Raw genomic sequence first — 14,720 nt, forward strand, 5'->3', positions numbered from 1 at the left:
AGACTCGCTATTTGTTAAGCGTCTCGTCCAGATTCATCAGTTCGTTGACCACCATCGTCCACGCGGCCAGTTCGGCGCGAGGAATCGATGGATCGGACTTCGACTCGCCCACCGTCAGCAGCTTGTCGCTCTCATCGACATGAGTCGCGTAGAACTCGGCCAGGTGGTCGAGACTCTGCTCGATCACCGCTTGCTCCGCCGGCGTGAAGTCGCGTGCCAGCAGTCGGCCGGCGATGAACGACAACCGATGCCGGAACGACGGCGGCGCTTGCAGCAGCGCCTGCTGGGCCAGTTGGCGGGCCGCTTCGACGAATTGCGGATCGTTGAGCGTCACCAGCGCCTGCAGCGGCGTATTGGTCCGCTCGCGAACCACCGTGCAGTGTTCGCGGTTCGGGGCGTTGAAAATGTCCATCGACGCCGGCGGGGCCGAGCGCTTCCAGAACGTGTACATGCTGCGGCGATACAACGCTTCGCCCGAGTCGGGTTGATACTCCTTCGTATTCGAGACGGTCATCGCGACCGCCTCCCACACCCCCGGCGGTTGATACGGCTTGACGCTTGGACCGCCGATCTTGGGCGACAGCAGACCGCTCGCCGCGAGGGCGTAGTCGCGGACCATCTCGGCGTCCATCCGAAAGCGGGGGCCACGCGACAGCAACCGGTTCTCGGGATCACGTTCGAGCTTTTCCGGCGTCGTCGCGGCGCTTTGCCGATAGGCGGCGCTCGTCACCAGCAGCTTGAAGAACCGTTTCACGTCCCAGCCCGACTCGCGCAGCTCGACCGCCAACCAGTCGAGAAGCTCCGGATGCGACGGCAGTTCGCCCGACACGCCGAAGTCGCCGGCCGTGCGCACCAGTCCCTGTCCGAAGACCTCCTGCCAGAAGCGGTTCACGGTGACGCGCGCTGTGAGCGGTTGATCCTCCCGCATCAACCACTGGGCGAAGCCGAGCCTGTTCCGCGGCAAATCATCCGGGAACGCCGGGAGGAACGCAGGCGTGTTCGGCCCCACCTCATCGAGTCGCTGATCATACTCGCCCCGGTTGAGAATGTACGCCTTCGCGGGCGCCTCCTGCTCGTGCATGACGTGGGCGATGGTCCCGCGGGCTTGGATATCGCTCCGTTCGCGGATGAGAGCGTCGCGCTCGGCGGCCAGCCGTTTCCCATCGTCGTCGACGTTGGTGAGCCACCAGCCGTACAGCGATTCGACGTTCGCAGCGTCGCGCTGTTCAGCGGGCGCAGCGATCACCGCGGCGAACAGCGCCGCGTTCGCCAGCGATCTCGCTTCGCTATCTGCGAGCGCTCGGGCGTAGACCCGCACGTCTTCCACGCTCACTCCCGACAGCGGCGAACTGGTGTGACGCTGCCCGACCTTCAGCGGCACGGTCGTCCGCGTCGTCTCGGTCAGGCTGTCGGCGGTGACGTTGGTCGGCTTCAGCTCACCATTGACGTACACTTTGACGCCGCTCGCCTTGCGGCTCCCGTCGTAGGCGACGGTAATGTGAACCCACTGGTCCGCCGGCAACTGCTCGCCGGTGACGACCTTCAACGCATTCTCGGGCCATTTATTGACGATGTGAGCGCCGACGCGGCGGCCTTCGCTCCAAAGATCCCAACCGCGGAAGCCGTTGCCGTCGTCCATGCGAGCGATGATCGCCCCGCTGGCGTCGTTTCCCGGCAGCTTCACCCAGGCGGCGGCGGTGAAGGCTTGATCTCCCTCGAAATCGCCAACCCCGGCAACCTCCACTGCGGCGCCCTGATTAAGGTAGGCGGCATGCGGACCAGTCTTACCCTCGCGCCATTCGACGGTCGCGTTACGAGGGGCCGTCCCCTTCGAGCCGTTCGCCGTGAAAGCGATCTCGTCTCCGCCATCATTCAACGGGGCGGAGAATTGCAGCCCGGCCGACGGAATCCACGTCGCCAGGTCTTGGCGTCGCGACTTCGCCAACCAGGCCTCGAACGCGGGCCGCGCCTGTTCGCGGTGAGCGACGACCGCCTGCTCCGCGGCAGGGACCAAGCTAGCGAGTGCTTCCCATCGCGGCAGGTCCGCCTCGACCGGCACCATGACAATCGGGGGCGTGTCTTTGACGTTGCCGTCCATCGGCTTCTGTGTCGTGTTATTGAAGAACGCCGAGAGTTGATAGAACTCTTTTTGGGAAAGGGGATCGAACTTGTGATCGTGGCAGACCGCACAGCCGGCCGTGAGGCCAAGCCACACTTGGGCAGTCGTATCGGTCCGGTCGCGGGTGTAGAGGACGGCGTACTCTTCGTCGATGGCCCCGCCCTCGCTCGTGGTGATGTTGCAGCGATTGAAGCCCGACCCGATCTGCTGCTCCAGCGTCGGGTTTGGCAGCAGATCGCCAGCGAGGTTCTCGACGGTAAACTCGTCGAACGGCATGTTTTGGTTGAACGCTTTGATCACCCAGTCGCGGTACGACCACATCTCGCGGAAGTTATCCATGTGGATGCCGTGCGTGTCGCCGTAACGGGCGGCGTCGAGCCAGTAGCGGCCGCGGTGCTCGCCCCACTTCGGCGAAGCGAGCAAGCGGTCGACGTACTTCTCGTAGGCGTCGGGCGATTCGTCGGCGATAAACTCAGCGACTTGCTCAGGCGTCGGCGGCAGACCGGTGAGGTCGAGCGCGATGCGACGGGCGAGCGTGTGACGATCGGCCTCGGGCGCAGGCGTCAGACCTGCGGCTTCGAGCTTCGCGAGGACGAAGGCGTCGATCGGATTGCGAACCCACGCAGCGCTGGCCGTGGCGGAGGGCGGCGTTGGGCGAGCCGGTGCGATCAACGACCAATGCGGCTGATACTCGGCGCCCTGCTCAATCCAGCGCGCCAGCGTCTCCTTCTGCTCGGGAGTGAGATGCTTCTTCGTCTCGGGCGGCGGCATCACCTCCGACTCGTCGTCGCTGAGGATGCGCCGGATCATCACACTGGAGTCGGAATCGCCCGGGACGATTGCGGCCATGTTGATGGCATTGTCGCGGCGGTCGAGACGCAGGTCGGCCTGCCTCGATGCGCTGTCAGGGCCGTGGCACGAAACACAGGCGTCGATCAGAATCGGCCGCACGTCGCGGTTGTATTCGATCGGCCGTTCGGCGCGGGCCGACGCGATCGCCAATGCCATGGCAGGGAGCCAACCCCAGCCGGCCCGACAGGAGAGAGGGTTCATCACGCTGAATCACTCCGTTGCGGTTGGGAACTGGCGAGCGAGAGGAGGCGTCCGCCGACGGGAAATGCGATCAGGTGGCGAGCGCGGACGGCAAGGCGCCCTTCCGGCGAAGGAATAGGGGAAAGTTACTCAACTTATTATGCGAAACAACGGCTAGAGGGGCAACCTCTCGGATGCGGACGCGCGCCGCAGCGGCAAGCGAATTGTCGGCAAGAGGGCGGTCTCGCCGACGCAGCGCACCGTGCCAGAATGGCTCGCTTTCGGAGCGGCGGAGCGCCGGCGCGCCCGGACGCGCGGCGCCTCAAGAAAGGCGTCCGTCGGACGGCGCGCGGAGAGACGTGGCCGGCGCGCCGAAGGGCGCACTTCGAAACTCGACGCGTCAGGGCGTTAGCGGGCCGCGGTAGGCGATTCCGTTGCAATCGCTGCCTCGAGATGGCGAGGAGACGTCGCCAGGCGTGTCCGGTTCGGCAGGATGTGATAGGCGATCTCGGGCGGCGGCGCTGTCGTCTCGTTAATCTCGAGCCAAGCGGCCTGGCCTCGCTCCGCCGGCGACTCGGCGTCGCGCCCAGCCATCTTTTCCAGCAGGCGCTCAAAGGCTACCCGGCCCAGCATCCGCGAATCCTGGCACACCGACGTCATCTTCGGGTAAATCAGGGCCCGCATGTCGGTATCGTCGAAGCCAACAATCGACAAGTCTTCTGGAATCTTGACCCCCATCTTGTGGGCTTCATTGATCGCGCCGACGGCGACGAGCGGATCGGCGATAAAGACGGCGGTCGGCCGACTCGGCATTCCCATCAAGTTGCGAATCAGTTTTTCGCCATCGAGGCGATGAGGAGGAATACGTCCAATCAGGTCAGCCGAAAACAGCCCGCGCGACTGGAGCGTGGAACAATAGGCGTCGAATCGATCTCGATGGTCGCCGTCTTCGCGCTCGCAGGCCGCGAATGCGATTCTCGTATGCCCCAGCGAAAGGAGGTGCTCAATCGCCTGTCGACTTGCCGCCGCCGATTCCGAGAAGACGAACGGCAATCCGGGCCGGTGAAAGTGATCGCCAAGCACGACGATGGGCAGTCCCTCGTCGGCCATCTGCTCGACGGTCTCGCGTTCGGCCGCCGTCGACCGCAGAATCGCGCCGCAGATACCCTTGCGAGCGAAGAACTGTCGATAGGTTTCGCCCCGAGCTTTGTCGCGGCGCATATCGACGAGGATCAGATCATGCGGGCTTTCGCGCATCGCTTCAACCATGCCATCGATGCAGGCGGAATCGTAAGGGGAGCCTGGCGTAAACGGTCCCGTGTAAATGAGCGCAACGGAGTTTTGCGATCGGATGCCGACGGCGGGGGCGTATTCACAACGATTGACGGCCTCCAGAACTTGCCGGCGTAAGTGGGGCGCGACGGAATCGCGCCCGTTGATGACACGAGAAACGGTGGCGATGGACACGCCAGCTTCTCTGGCAACTTCGCGGATTGAGGCCATGGAGGCAAACTCCGAGAATCACATTAGAAACAGTTACGAAAGTCATCATAGTTACGATTGCGGCGAAGGCAACCCTTGCGATCGAATTCGCGTTTATCGGTGCGGAATCGAGAATCAACGAACATCTAGGGGACTGTGGCGATTGGCCGAGCTGCCCGTCCTCAGATAGAATTATTGGCACAATCGTTGACATTGGTCACGCTCTGGAATATAACCAGAAAGTGTTACTTATCTGTTTCCTGCTACGCTGCTATTCAGCACGCGAGTGGGCAACCAAGCTAGAGCAATCGCACCGGCGATATCCAGGCGAGACTTTTCGGTTCAGGCAACGATCGCGACTCCCTCCGTTTCGCCTGGGTAGAGCGGAGAACCGATCGAACAGCAGCGGCTGGCGGCGGCCGTGACTCTCATCGCTGCTTTTATTCTTTCACGGCGCAGACTCTGGGAGATGCGACTCATGAAGCGATATTGCTGGGGATTGTTCGTCGCGGCGCTAATGTCCGCGTTCACTGGCACAGCGTCGGCGAACTTGCTGACGAATCCGGGTTTCGAGAATCCCGTACTCGGCGGCGGAGACACGTTCGGAGCTGTCGGCTGGAACGTCTTCGGAGGCGGCACCTACACGATCAAGTTAGCCCCGCACAGCGGCGACAACGCCTTCAAGACCTTCGGTCAGACCAGCGGCGCCTATCAGGAATTCCCGGCGTCGGCGGGCGAGAATTGGGCGGGAGGCGCTTATCTGCTGAACCCCAGCTTTGACGCGCTGGCCGGTGCCCAGATCGCCGCGGTGAATATTGAGTGGCGCGATGCAGGCGATAACTTGATTAGCTTCATTTCATCGCCCAACGGTCTCACGGCTGCCAGCCCACAAGGCTCGACGGCGGCGGATTACGTCTACGCTCCGGTGGCTGGCATTGCGCCCGCGGGAACTGCGAAGGCCCGCTTCGTTCTGCTTACTGGGGCGTTCGCTGGACCAGGCGGCGGAGCGCCGTTTTTTGATGATGCTTCCTTCGCCCGCGTGCCTGAACCGGCGACGGTTCTCCTGGTCGGCGCGGGAGCCGTGGGAATCATTGCATTGCGGCGGCGTCAGGGCTGAAGAAGCACACAACCGTAGTCGTTTGGCCGCGGGGCAGCGGCCAAACGGCGATTTTTTTCGTACATCTAATCAGTTGCCGGGGGCGAAGCTGACTTCAACGGAACTAAGCAAGGCATGCCTGGCGGCGACAGTTGGTTGGAGCGCGTGGCGATCGCGCTCGTTTGCAACGATCAGCGCAAAGTGCGTTCTATGACGGGGTATTAAGATGATGAAGGCTTGGCGGAAAACCTCAACTCTGGCGTGCGGACTCGTTTGGGCAGCGGCGATCGGGGAGTCCTCTCTCCGCGCTGAAGTCCTGCTGCGAGACGACTTCAACGGGTCGGGCAACGTCAACACTGCAGTTTGGCGACTTCCGTTCGGCGAAGAGGGAAGCTTCGTCGGTCGCACGCAGTTTCGCGGCGACCCGGCGACCGATCTGCCGCAGCAAGGCCTGGCCGAACCGCTGGCAAGCGACGGCAAAGTCGCTGAGCTTTACCTTGACACCTACTCGCCGATCGATCCGGGCAATCAATTTCTCGGCACCGATCTGCTCACGAAGCAGAATTTCGCGCGTGGCGGCGGCCTGACGTTCGAATCGCGCATTCGATTGAAGCCGACCACCACAGGCGGGCTTGTCGGCGGTTTCTTCAGTTATGACGTGCAGCGGGAATCGCCGCCGGGAACGTTGGTTCGCGACGAGATCGACTATGAGCTGATCAGCAATCAAGCGATCGGCGGCGCGCCGACGAACGATCCCTTCACTAACTTTTGGAACGAAGGACCGTTCACTGGCCCTGGCGCCGCTGGCGCAGGGCAGTTTCACAACGTGGCCGGGCTCAATCTGACGCAGTTTCAGAATTACAAAGTCGAGTGGACTCCGGCCGCGATCAAGTGGTACGTCAACAACAGCCTCGTGCGGACGCAGACGACCAACGTGCCCGACGACCCGATGAAGCTCCACTTCAATCTATGGGCGCCCGACAGCAGCTTCTCCGATGCGTTCAACGCCGCGCTGACGCCGGCGGCAACGTCAGGCGCGAACCAGCGGTACGCCTTGCAGGTTGATCATGTCGAAGTCAACCGCATCAATACGACGCTGAGCGCCAACTTGCTTGCCGATCCCAGTTTCGAGAATCAGACTTCTCCGAACCCGAACGGCACCGGCGGCTGGACAGTTTTTAACAATGCTTTCTACGACGGCGTCAATCTCCTTCCGCAAGACGGCGAAGTCGCCCTCAAGACGTTTGGACCATTCCATGGTTCGACCGACGCCTCGGGTGCGTTTCAGAATGTTCCTGCGCTACCAGGTCAGCAGTTCACTTCGTCGATTTACGCCTATTCGCCGTCGGGGGATAGCATCTTTGGCCGGGCGAATTACACGACGATCGCGTTGCAGTTCGTGAACTCAGGCGGGGCAGTCATCGGATCGGTCAACTTCAGCCCCGGAACGAACCAGAAAGAAACGCCGATCTTCGACGGGCGCGACCCGAACCTAATTGAAGACGAGTGGCTCAAATACTCGGTCGACGCGATCGCACCTACCGGCACCGCGTTCGTGCGGATGAACCTGTTCTTCATCCAAACGCAGAACGAGGGGGGGGCCGTATGGTTCGACAATGCATCGCTCATGCGACTTGACTCCGCGGCGACATTTGCCTCCGCGGACTTCAATCAGGACGGGTTCGTCAATGGCGTCGACCTCGCTTCGTGGAAGGCAGCGTATGGTACGAACGCTGGCGGAGACGCCGATGGCGACGGCGACAGCGACGGCAACGACTTCCTGCTTTGGCAGCGACAGTATACGGGGCCGAACGGCGTGGCGGCGGCCGGCGCCGTCCCGGAGCCGGGAAGCCTCGCGTTACTGGCGTTCACGGGAGCGGGCGTCGCCTGCGCGCGCTGGAGTCGGCGGGCGTTGTAACGGGATGACGGAGTTCGGGTTCATCAGGCCCCGGAATGCGAACGAGCGGAGAAGAGCTGTGAACGGAACGCAAGAAACTCAATCGGGCCGGGGCGTGGCGCGGGCAGCGTTTACGCTGGTGGAATTGCTCGTGGTGATCGCCATCATCGGCGTGCTGGTAGCTTTGCTGTTGCCTGCGGTCCAGGCGGCGAGAGAAGCGGCGCGGCGGATGAACTGCAGTAATAACCTCAAGAATCTGGCGTTGGCGACCCAAACGTACGAAGGAGCGAAGAAGCAGTTTCCAATTAGCGTGCCGCCTGGAACGCAGCCTTGCGGCGGGGCGGAGCTGGCAAATTACGACACGGGGCAGATTGAGTACCTCGGTCCCAACGCGTGCGATCGGCTAGCGGCTCAAGGGGCCAGCGGCAAAGGATGGATCACCGAGCTGCTGCCGTACATGGAGCAACAAGGACTCTACAGCCAATTTGAGTCCAGCGGCGCGTTTACGGGAACGTTCAACGTCGGGCAGGGACTGCTGCGCAACAACGATCAAGCCCGGGCGGCGCGGCAAACGCTGCTGTCGATCTTTTCGTGCCCGTCTGACCCCTCGTCAAAGTCGTTGTCGGATGGTCAGCGCGGTTTCGTTGGTCGCAAGGAATCGGTGGCGACGACGAACTATAAGGGGGTGATCGGCGACACGGTGATTCTCATGGATAATCCACGCTGGAACGGCGACTGGGGCGCCATGCCCGACTGCCACGACCGAGTCGGTTGCACCGGCATTTTTTGGCGAAATTCGTACTTCACCCCAGTAAAGCTAAAGACGGTCACCGACGGCACAAGCAATACGTTTCTTATTGGCGAAGCCGTGGTCGAACTGGACGCCCACTCGATGGCGTACTACTCCGATGGCGATTGGGCGAGCACGAGTCAGCAACTGAATTACGTTCCTCAAGACCCCTCGCCGCAGTGGGTGTACGACAACTGGTGGGAAGTTCGCGGCTTTCGCAGTCGACATCCCGGCGGCGCCCAATTCGCGATGGTCGATGGCTCCGTCCACTTCGTGAATGAAGGCGTTGATCATAAGCTCTATCGCGCCCTGTCGACGCGCAACCGGGAAGAGACAGCTTCGCTGCAGTAAGTTAGAACTTAATGGAACGCACGGCGAATCGGCGCGCGACGATGAAACGACGGCATTCTTGTCACTGGAACTGGCGGGCCGCGGTGGGGCTAGCGGTCGCGCTGCTGGCGGGGTGCGGCGACTCGCAACCGACGCTGACGGGCGTCGTCACTCTCGACGGTGCACCGCTGGCGAACGGCAATATCTCCTTTCTGCCGGCGGGTGAAGGCGCCGGCGCCTCGGCAAGCATCGGGCCCGACGGCGCTTACGACGTCCGCACAGGCAGCGTGCGGGGGTTGGCGCCGGGCGAATATGTCGTCACCGTGAGCGCCAATGGCCCGCCGATCACCAAACCGGGTTCTGATCTGCCGTTGCCGGGAAAGCTGCTAACCCCCAAGAAATACAGCACCATCCGAACGTCTGACCTCCGTGCCACGGTCCAGCCGGGTGAGAATACGTTGAACTTTGAGCTCACTAGCAATGCCAAGTAATGCGATTTGGTCGCAAATGAATTGTCGCCTCGTTGGTGCGCTCGCGGCGTGGCTGGGACTCGCATGCGCTGCCGTCGCCGCGACGCCAGGATACACGCAGATTTGGAACGACGAATTTGACGGCGCCACCCTCGATCAAGCGAAGTGGACCGCCGAAACCGTGCAGAATCCGCACAATAACGAAAAGCAAGCGTACCTTCCCGAGCAGGTATCCGTGTCCGGCGGGAACATGGTCATCACCGCGACCAATCAGCCGTCAGGGAACAAGCTGTACCGCTCAGGCCGGGTGCACAGCGACTGGACGCATCAGTACGGGCGCTGGGAAGTTCGCGCCGACTTGCCGACATCCCGGGGGATGTGGCCAGCGATTTGGCTGCTGCCAGACACAACGCAGTACAACTGGCCGAGCCAGGGCGAGATCGACATCATGGAAAATCGCGGCAATCAGCCGCGGCTCACGAGCAGCGCCTATCACTACGGGACCACGAATCCGTACAACCACCAATTCGTTTTCAGCGAGCAGACGACGGCTCGATTCGGCCAGCCAGTTAATTTCCACAATGGCTTTCACACATACGCCGTTGATTGGGATGAGACGAAGATTCGTTTCTACGTCGACGATGTGAATTACTACACGGTGTACGATGCCGACGTGGGCGGCTTCATTGGCAATCAAACGGCGCCGATGCAGATGACGCTGAACACGGCAGTCGGCGGCGATTTTCTGGGTGCACAGCAACCTGACGCGACCACCGTTTGGCCGCAACAGTTTCTGATCGACTACGTGCGCGTGTTGGAAAGGAATGACGATCCACTCCGTCTGCGCAACGGCGGGTTCGAGGCCAATGAAGGCAGCTTGGCTGGTTGGACGGTATTCGGCAACAAGACGAACGTTAACAACGTGTCTGTCCACAATGAAGCGGTCGAGGATGGCGATGCTTCGCTAAAGCTGTTTGGTCAGTCGACCGGCGGCGCCAACTACAGCGGCGTTAGCCAAGGCATTTCGGTGCAGGGCGGCGATCAGGTGTCGGCCGCAGTCGACGCCTTCATTCGGTCGCAAGACTCGATCAGCGGGGCCGGCAACTCCGTCCAGCTAAAGATTGAGTTCTACAACGACTTTGGCGGCAAGTACGGAACGCCGGCAATGCTCGGCGAATTCGTCGAGACGATCGCCAACGGCTCGACGCCGAACAATGTTTGGCAACCGCACGAACTGGCGGCGACCGCGCCTGCCGGCGCGGTCGAGGCGCGCGTGGCAATTGTGTTCACTCAAACCGGCAACGCGGCGGGGGCCGTTCATTTGGATAATCTCACGTTTCGCAACCTCAGTCTTCCCGATGTGGCGGACGCCAACGGCGATGGAACCGTCGACGGGGGCGATTTCCTCATCTGGCAGCGCAACACCGGCAAAGTCGACGCGACCGGTCCAGCCGAAGGCGATTTCAACTTCGACGGCGTCGTCGACCCGGCCGACCTCGACGTCTGGAAAGCTCAAAATGTCGCGCCGGCCGCTCCTGCCGATCAAGGCGCTTCGCTGCAAGTTCCCGAGCCCTCGGCCGCCATGCTGACCATTACGACGCTCGCGAGTCTCGCTCCCTGGCGCGGAATTCGTTCGACGGCGCTTGTTGTTGAATCGAGCATCGGATGAAGTCCATCGAATGGCGGCGGTCGTCGCTGTGCAGATTGTCGACGTGGGCGACCATTGCTGCGTGCGTGCTCATCGGCGCGGCCGATCTCATCGCAGCAGAGGCGGGGACGCACGTCGAATCGGCGGCCGCGCCGCGCGTCTCGCCCTTCAACGCCAATGCTGACGACCGCAACGCCGAAGCCGAGCGGTTGCTCGCTGCGATGACGTTAGAGGAAAAGATTGGCCAGATGTGCCAGGTTTGGCCGGAGACGGGCGAACTGACGCCAGCCATTCGGGATTCTGTGCGTAACGGCGAAATCGGGTCGCTCATCAACTGCGCGACTCCTGAGTTGATCGCCGAAGGCCAGCGCCTGGTCCGCGAGGAAAGCCGACTGGGCATTCCGTTGCTCATCGGCCGCGACGTCGTGCATGGGTATCGTACGGTGTTCCCGATTCCGCTGGGCCAAGCCGCCAGTTGGAATCCCGAACTAATCGAACAGGCTGCCGGCGTTGCCGCCGCGGAAGCTCGGTCGCAAGGAGTTAATTGGACGTTCGCTCCGATGGTCGACGTGGCGCGCGATCCGCGTTGGGGCCGCGTCGCCGAAACGCTGGGAGAAGATCCGAGCCTCATTTGTTCGCTTGCCGCGGCCATGGTGCGAGGATTCCAACAAGAACGCGATGGTCGCGTACACGGCCTCATCGCGTGCGCGAAACACTTCGCGGCGTACGGACTTGCCGAGGGTGGCCGCGACTACAATCGGGCGTCGCTCTCGATCGCTGATTTGCACAATATTCATCTGCCCCCATTTGCCGCTTCATTCAACGCCGGCTGTCGCACGGTGATGACGACGTTCAGCGAAGTCAACGGCGTGCCCGGTACGGCGCACGCCTATCTGCTGCGGAATGTGCTCAGCGATGGCTGGAAGTTTGGCGGAGTCGTGGTGAGCGACTGGAACTCGGTGATCGAAATGGTCACCCATGGTCATAGTTCGGACGAGTCTGACGCCGCCCGACAGGCCGTCAATGCTGGCGTCCACATGGAAATGGTGAGCACGGCGTTCCATACCCATCTTGCTCAGCTGGCGGGGCAGGGGGCCATCGAATTGTCCGTCATCGACGACGCGGTGAGACGCATCTTGCGCTTGAAACTCGACCTCGCGGCGACTGCGGAGAACGCGGCGACCGCTGAAAAGTCTGAATTACCGGGCGCCATTGCCACGAGCGAGTTGCTTCGCCCTCGGTCGCTCGAACTGGCTCGCCGCGTCGCTCGAGAAAGCGTGGTCTTGCTCAAGAACGCGGGAGATGTGCTCCCGCTGCAGCGTGAGCGATTACGGCGCGTCGCCGTGATCGGTCCTCTGGCCGATGCTTCGCTCAGCCAGCTCGGCTGCTGGGCTGTGGACGGGCGAGCCGCCGATTCCATCACGCCGCTGGCGGCGCTGCAGGATGCCCTGGGCGAATCCGTGGAGATCACGCATGTTCGCGGCGCCGCCACAAGCTATGCAGAAGATACCGGGGAGATCGAATCGGCAAAACAAGCCGCCGCCGGCGCGGACGTGGCGCTGCTATTCGTCGGCGAGGACGCCGTTCTCAGCGGCGAAGCTCGCAGCCGATCGACGCTGGAACTACCAGGCGTGCAGCCGGAGCTTGTTCAGGCGGTCGCGGCAGCGGGCAAACCTGTCGTGCTGGTGGTCCTCGCCGGGCGGCCGCTGACAATTGGCGAGGAGTGCAACGCCGCCGACGCCGTACTCTACGCCTGGCATCCCGGTACGATGGGCGGCCCGGCGATCGCAGACATTCTGCTCGGCGTAGCGAACCCGTGCGGTAAACTACCGGTGACCTTTCCAAAGCACGTTGGCCAGATCCCCCTCTACTACAGCCACAGCAATACGGGTCGACCAAGCCCGGCGGACTACCGTCCGCTCACCGCGTCGCAAGGACCTGACCTACCGGTCGACTTCCAATTCCGGTCGCACTATGTCGACGGCGATCCATTTCCCCTGTTCCCATTCGGGTATGGCCTGTCCTTCGCGCGCTACGAATACGATGGATTCGAACTCGGATCGAGTTCGATAAGTTCGCAGCAGAAGCTCGCCGTGCGGGCGCGCGTCACGAATGTCGGCTCGAGAGCCGGCGTTGAGGTCGTGCAGCTGTACGTTCGAGATCTGGCTGCGGCGCAGGTACGTCCAGTTCGTGAGTTGAAGGCGTTCCGTCGCGTCTACATACGGCCTGGCGAATCTCAGCGCGTGGAATTCGCACTAGCCGCCGATGACCTGCGCTATTTCGACAACGAAGGGCGCCATGTGTTGGAGCCCGGCAAGTTCGCGGTGTGGATTGGCGGCGATTCGACGGCGACGCTCGGCGGGGAGTTCGAGTTGACCGGCGATGGTTCCGCCGAACAGCGGCCAGCTGCGGTGGCGCGATCGCCGCAGGACGACCTGCCGACGGCATTGCCGACCGAGGCGGGGGGAGCGGACGATGGCGCCTGAAGTAGCGCGGCATGCGTGCTAGCGACGCTGGCGGCGCCTAAAGTCGACAGCGGCGAAAGCCAGTTGGCATCGATAGCCGATACCAACGGTACGACCCTATCATCTTGGCTCGCCGCAGCGCACGACCCGCCGCTCGGCGTGCCCTCCGCCCAACCCCGCTGGGTGACAATATGTCTTGCGTTGTTTGCCGCCAGTTCGCCGCCGGCCTGTTCGCGCTCTCGTTCTGCACCGCCGCCGCCTGTTCGACCGCGGCCGCCGCGCCGAAGCAACAGCCAAAGTCCGCGATGCAGCGCAGCGCCAGCACTTTTGTGCCCGGCAGCGGCACGGCGATCGACTACGTCGGCGACGACTTTGAGGAAGCCGGCTGGTCGTACGTGCATAAGCATCCGAAAAGCTCCCGCGAGCAAGACGAGCAGGTTCGGTATCCGATGAGCGAATCGTCCAATGACCGCTGGCACGAAGGCCCCGAGCGCGGCGAGCCGGATCAAATCGAAGTGATCAAGCTTCCGGAACCGGGACTGCCTGGCAGCGAACACGGGTTGCTGCTGCGGACGCTCAACTCCTACATTCCGGGACGCAACATTCGCGAGGTGCATCAGGACGACCTGATCGCCAATTGCGTTGCTCGGCTGAACGGCGGCGTGCCCGTCTCTGAGCGTCCCAGCTGCGTGACGCGCGTTTATTTGCCGCCGGCGGAGCAATGGGAACGCCGCTCCGGCCCTCACTTCGGATTCCGGGCGAGCGCGTCGACCATGACGACCGGGAAAACGAAGGGACTGTTCAGTCTCTCGCGTGAGGACGAAGTTGAGCCCTATTGGCCCGGCATGTGGATCCATTTCCGCACCGCCGGCACGCGCGGCGCCGAGAAAGACTCGGCGTACATCGCCGTCCGCAGCAACCGGATGGGCCACGATTTTCCCGCCAAAGAAATCAATGAGTTCGGGTGGTGGACGCTCGGCATGTCGTTTTCGCCCGACGGGATGATTCACTACTATGCGAGCCCTGGCGTCGACGACTTAACCGATGCGGATTATATGACCTCGCAGTGCCCGTATAATTTTCAGGCTCGGCAGTTTCGGACATACTTCTTTGACGTCTGCAATCGAAGCGACGGCAAGACGTGGTCGACGCCGTTTGTGATTGACGACCCGAAGCTCTACGTCGTCAATCCGACGCGGATCAACGCGATTGTTGCGCGGAAAGAGCAACAGGCCGAGCAAATGGCGCAGCGGCGGGCCGCCGCGGCGGAACGAGCGGCGATGAAGCGGACCACGTCGCGCCCAACGCGGACGCGATAGACCGGAATCGGCGCCAGATGCCGCCGACAACTGCTCGCCGGTCGGCATTAGCATGCGACGGAATTCAGCTAT

Annotated in this window: 9 protein-coding genes; 7 read left to right on the forward strand and 2 right to left on the reverse strand. The window is 62.4% G+C overall.

Going from position 1 to position 14,720, the window contains the following annotated elements:
* Positions 1 to 7 precede the first annotated feature (7 nt).
* Positions 8 to 3,172: a DUF1553 domain-containing protein gene (locus tag I41_RS13980; RefSeq protein WP_145433289.1), complete on the reverse strand. Its 3,165-nt coding sequence runs from the start codon at positions 3,170 to 3,172 to the stop codon at positions 8 to 10.
* A 387-nt stretch (positions 3,173 to 3,559) separates the two neighbouring features.
* Complete coding sequence (locus tag I41_RS13985) at positions 3,560 to 4,654, reverse strand: LacI family DNA-binding transcriptional regulator (RefSeq protein ID WP_145433290.1); 1,095 nt, start codon at positions 4,652 to 4,654, stop codon at positions 3,560 to 3,562.
* A 457-nt stretch (positions 4,655 to 5,111) separates the two neighbouring features.
* Here I41_RS13985 and I41_RS13990 point away from each other — a divergent pair, with 457 nt between their 5' ends.
* The 7 genes from I41_RS13990 (at position 5,112) to I41_RS14020 (ending at position 14,648) form a co-directional block, all read left to right on the forward strand.
* Positions 5,112 to 5,750, forward strand: a complete 639-nt coding sequence (locus I41_RS13990; protein WP_168206905.1) for a PEP-CTERM sorting domain-containing protein — start codon at positions 5,112 to 5,114, stop codon at positions 5,748 to 5,750.
* A 205-nt stretch (positions 5,751 to 5,955) separates the two neighbouring features.
* Positions 5,956 to 7,647: a family 16 glycosylhydrolase gene (locus I41_RS13995; RefSeq protein WP_145433294.1), complete on the forward strand. Its 1,692-nt coding sequence runs from the start codon at positions 5,956 to 5,958 to the stop codon at positions 7,645 to 7,647.
* A gap of 58 nt (positions 7,648 to 7,705) precedes the next feature.
* On the forward strand, positions 7,706 to 8,767 hold the full coding sequence (locus I41_RS14000) for a DUF1559 domain-containing protein (RefSeq protein WP_168206906.1): 1,062 nt from the start codon (positions 7,706 to 7,708) through the stop codon (positions 8,765 to 8,767).
* Between the two features lie 41 nt (positions 8,768 to 8,808).
* Complete coding sequence (locus tag I41_RS14005; RefSeq protein WP_145433298.1) at positions 8,809 to 9,237, forward strand: carboxypeptidase-like regulatory domain-containing protein; 429 nt, start codon at positions 8,809 to 8,811, stop codon at positions 9,235 to 9,237.
* Positions 9,238 to 9,253: 16 nt separating this feature from the next.
* Complete coding sequence (locus I41_RS14010; protein ID WP_168206907.1) at positions 9,254 to 10,885, forward strand: family 16 glycosylhydrolase; 1,632 nt, start codon at positions 9,254 to 9,256, stop codon at positions 10,883 to 10,885.
* Entirely contained in the window at positions 10,882 to 13,350 is a 2,469-nt protein-coding gene (gene bglX, locus I41_RS14015) for a beta-glucosidase BglX (protein WP_145433302.1), read from the forward strand. Before I41_RS14010 ends, bglX begins: the two co-directional genes overlap by 4 nt.
* Before the next feature lie 170 nt (positions 13,351 to 13,520).
* Positions 13,521 to 14,648, forward strand: coding sequence for a hypothetical protein (locus I41_RS14020; protein ID WP_145433304.1), 1,128 nt, complete (start codon positions 13,521 to 13,523; stop codon positions 14,646 to 14,648).
* Positions 14,649 to 14,720 lie beyond the last annotated feature (72 nt).

The organism is Lacipirellula limnantheis, assembly GCF_007746075.1.
Lineage (GTDB): Bacteria > Planctomycetota > Planctomycetia > Pirellulales > Lacipirellulaceae > Lacipirellula > Lacipirellula limnantheis.

What these genes read in the sequence shown, in the direction of transcription:
- I41_RS13995 (WP_145433294.1), top strand. Translation starts at nt 5,956, where the DNA reads ATGATGAAGGCTTGGCGGAAAACCTCAACTCTGGCGTGCGGACTCGTT.
- I41_RS13990 (WP_168206905.1), top strand. Translation starts at nt 5,112, where the DNA reads ATGAAGCGATATTGCTGGGGATTGTTCGTCGCGGCGCTAATGTCCGCG.
- I41_RS14020 (WP_145433304.1), top strand. Translation starts at nt 13,521, where the DNA reads ATGTCTTGCGTTGTTTGCCGCCAGTTCGCCGCCGGCCTGTTCGCGCTC.
- I41_RS13985 (WP_145433290.1), bottom strand. Translation starts at nt 4,654, where the DNA reads ATGGCCTCAATCCGCGAAGTTGCCAGAGAAGCTGGCGTGTCCATCGCC.
- I41_RS14010 (WP_168206907.1), top strand. Translation starts at nt 9,254, where the DNA reads ATGAATTGTCGCCTCGTTGGTGCGCTCGCGGCGTGGCTGGGACTCGCA.
- I41_RS14005 (WP_145433298.1), top strand. Translation starts at nt 8,809, where the DNA reads ATGAAACGACGGCATTCTTGTCACTGGAACTGGCGGGCCGCGGTGGGG.
- bglX (WP_145433302.1), top strand. Translation starts at nt 10,882, where the DNA reads ATGAAGTCCATCGAATGGCGGCGGTCGTCGCTGTGCAGATTGTCGACG.
- I41_RS13980 (WP_145433289.1), bottom strand. Translation starts at nt 3,172, where the DNA reads ATGAACCCTCTCTCCTGTCGGGCCGGCTGGGGTTGGCTCCCTGCCATG.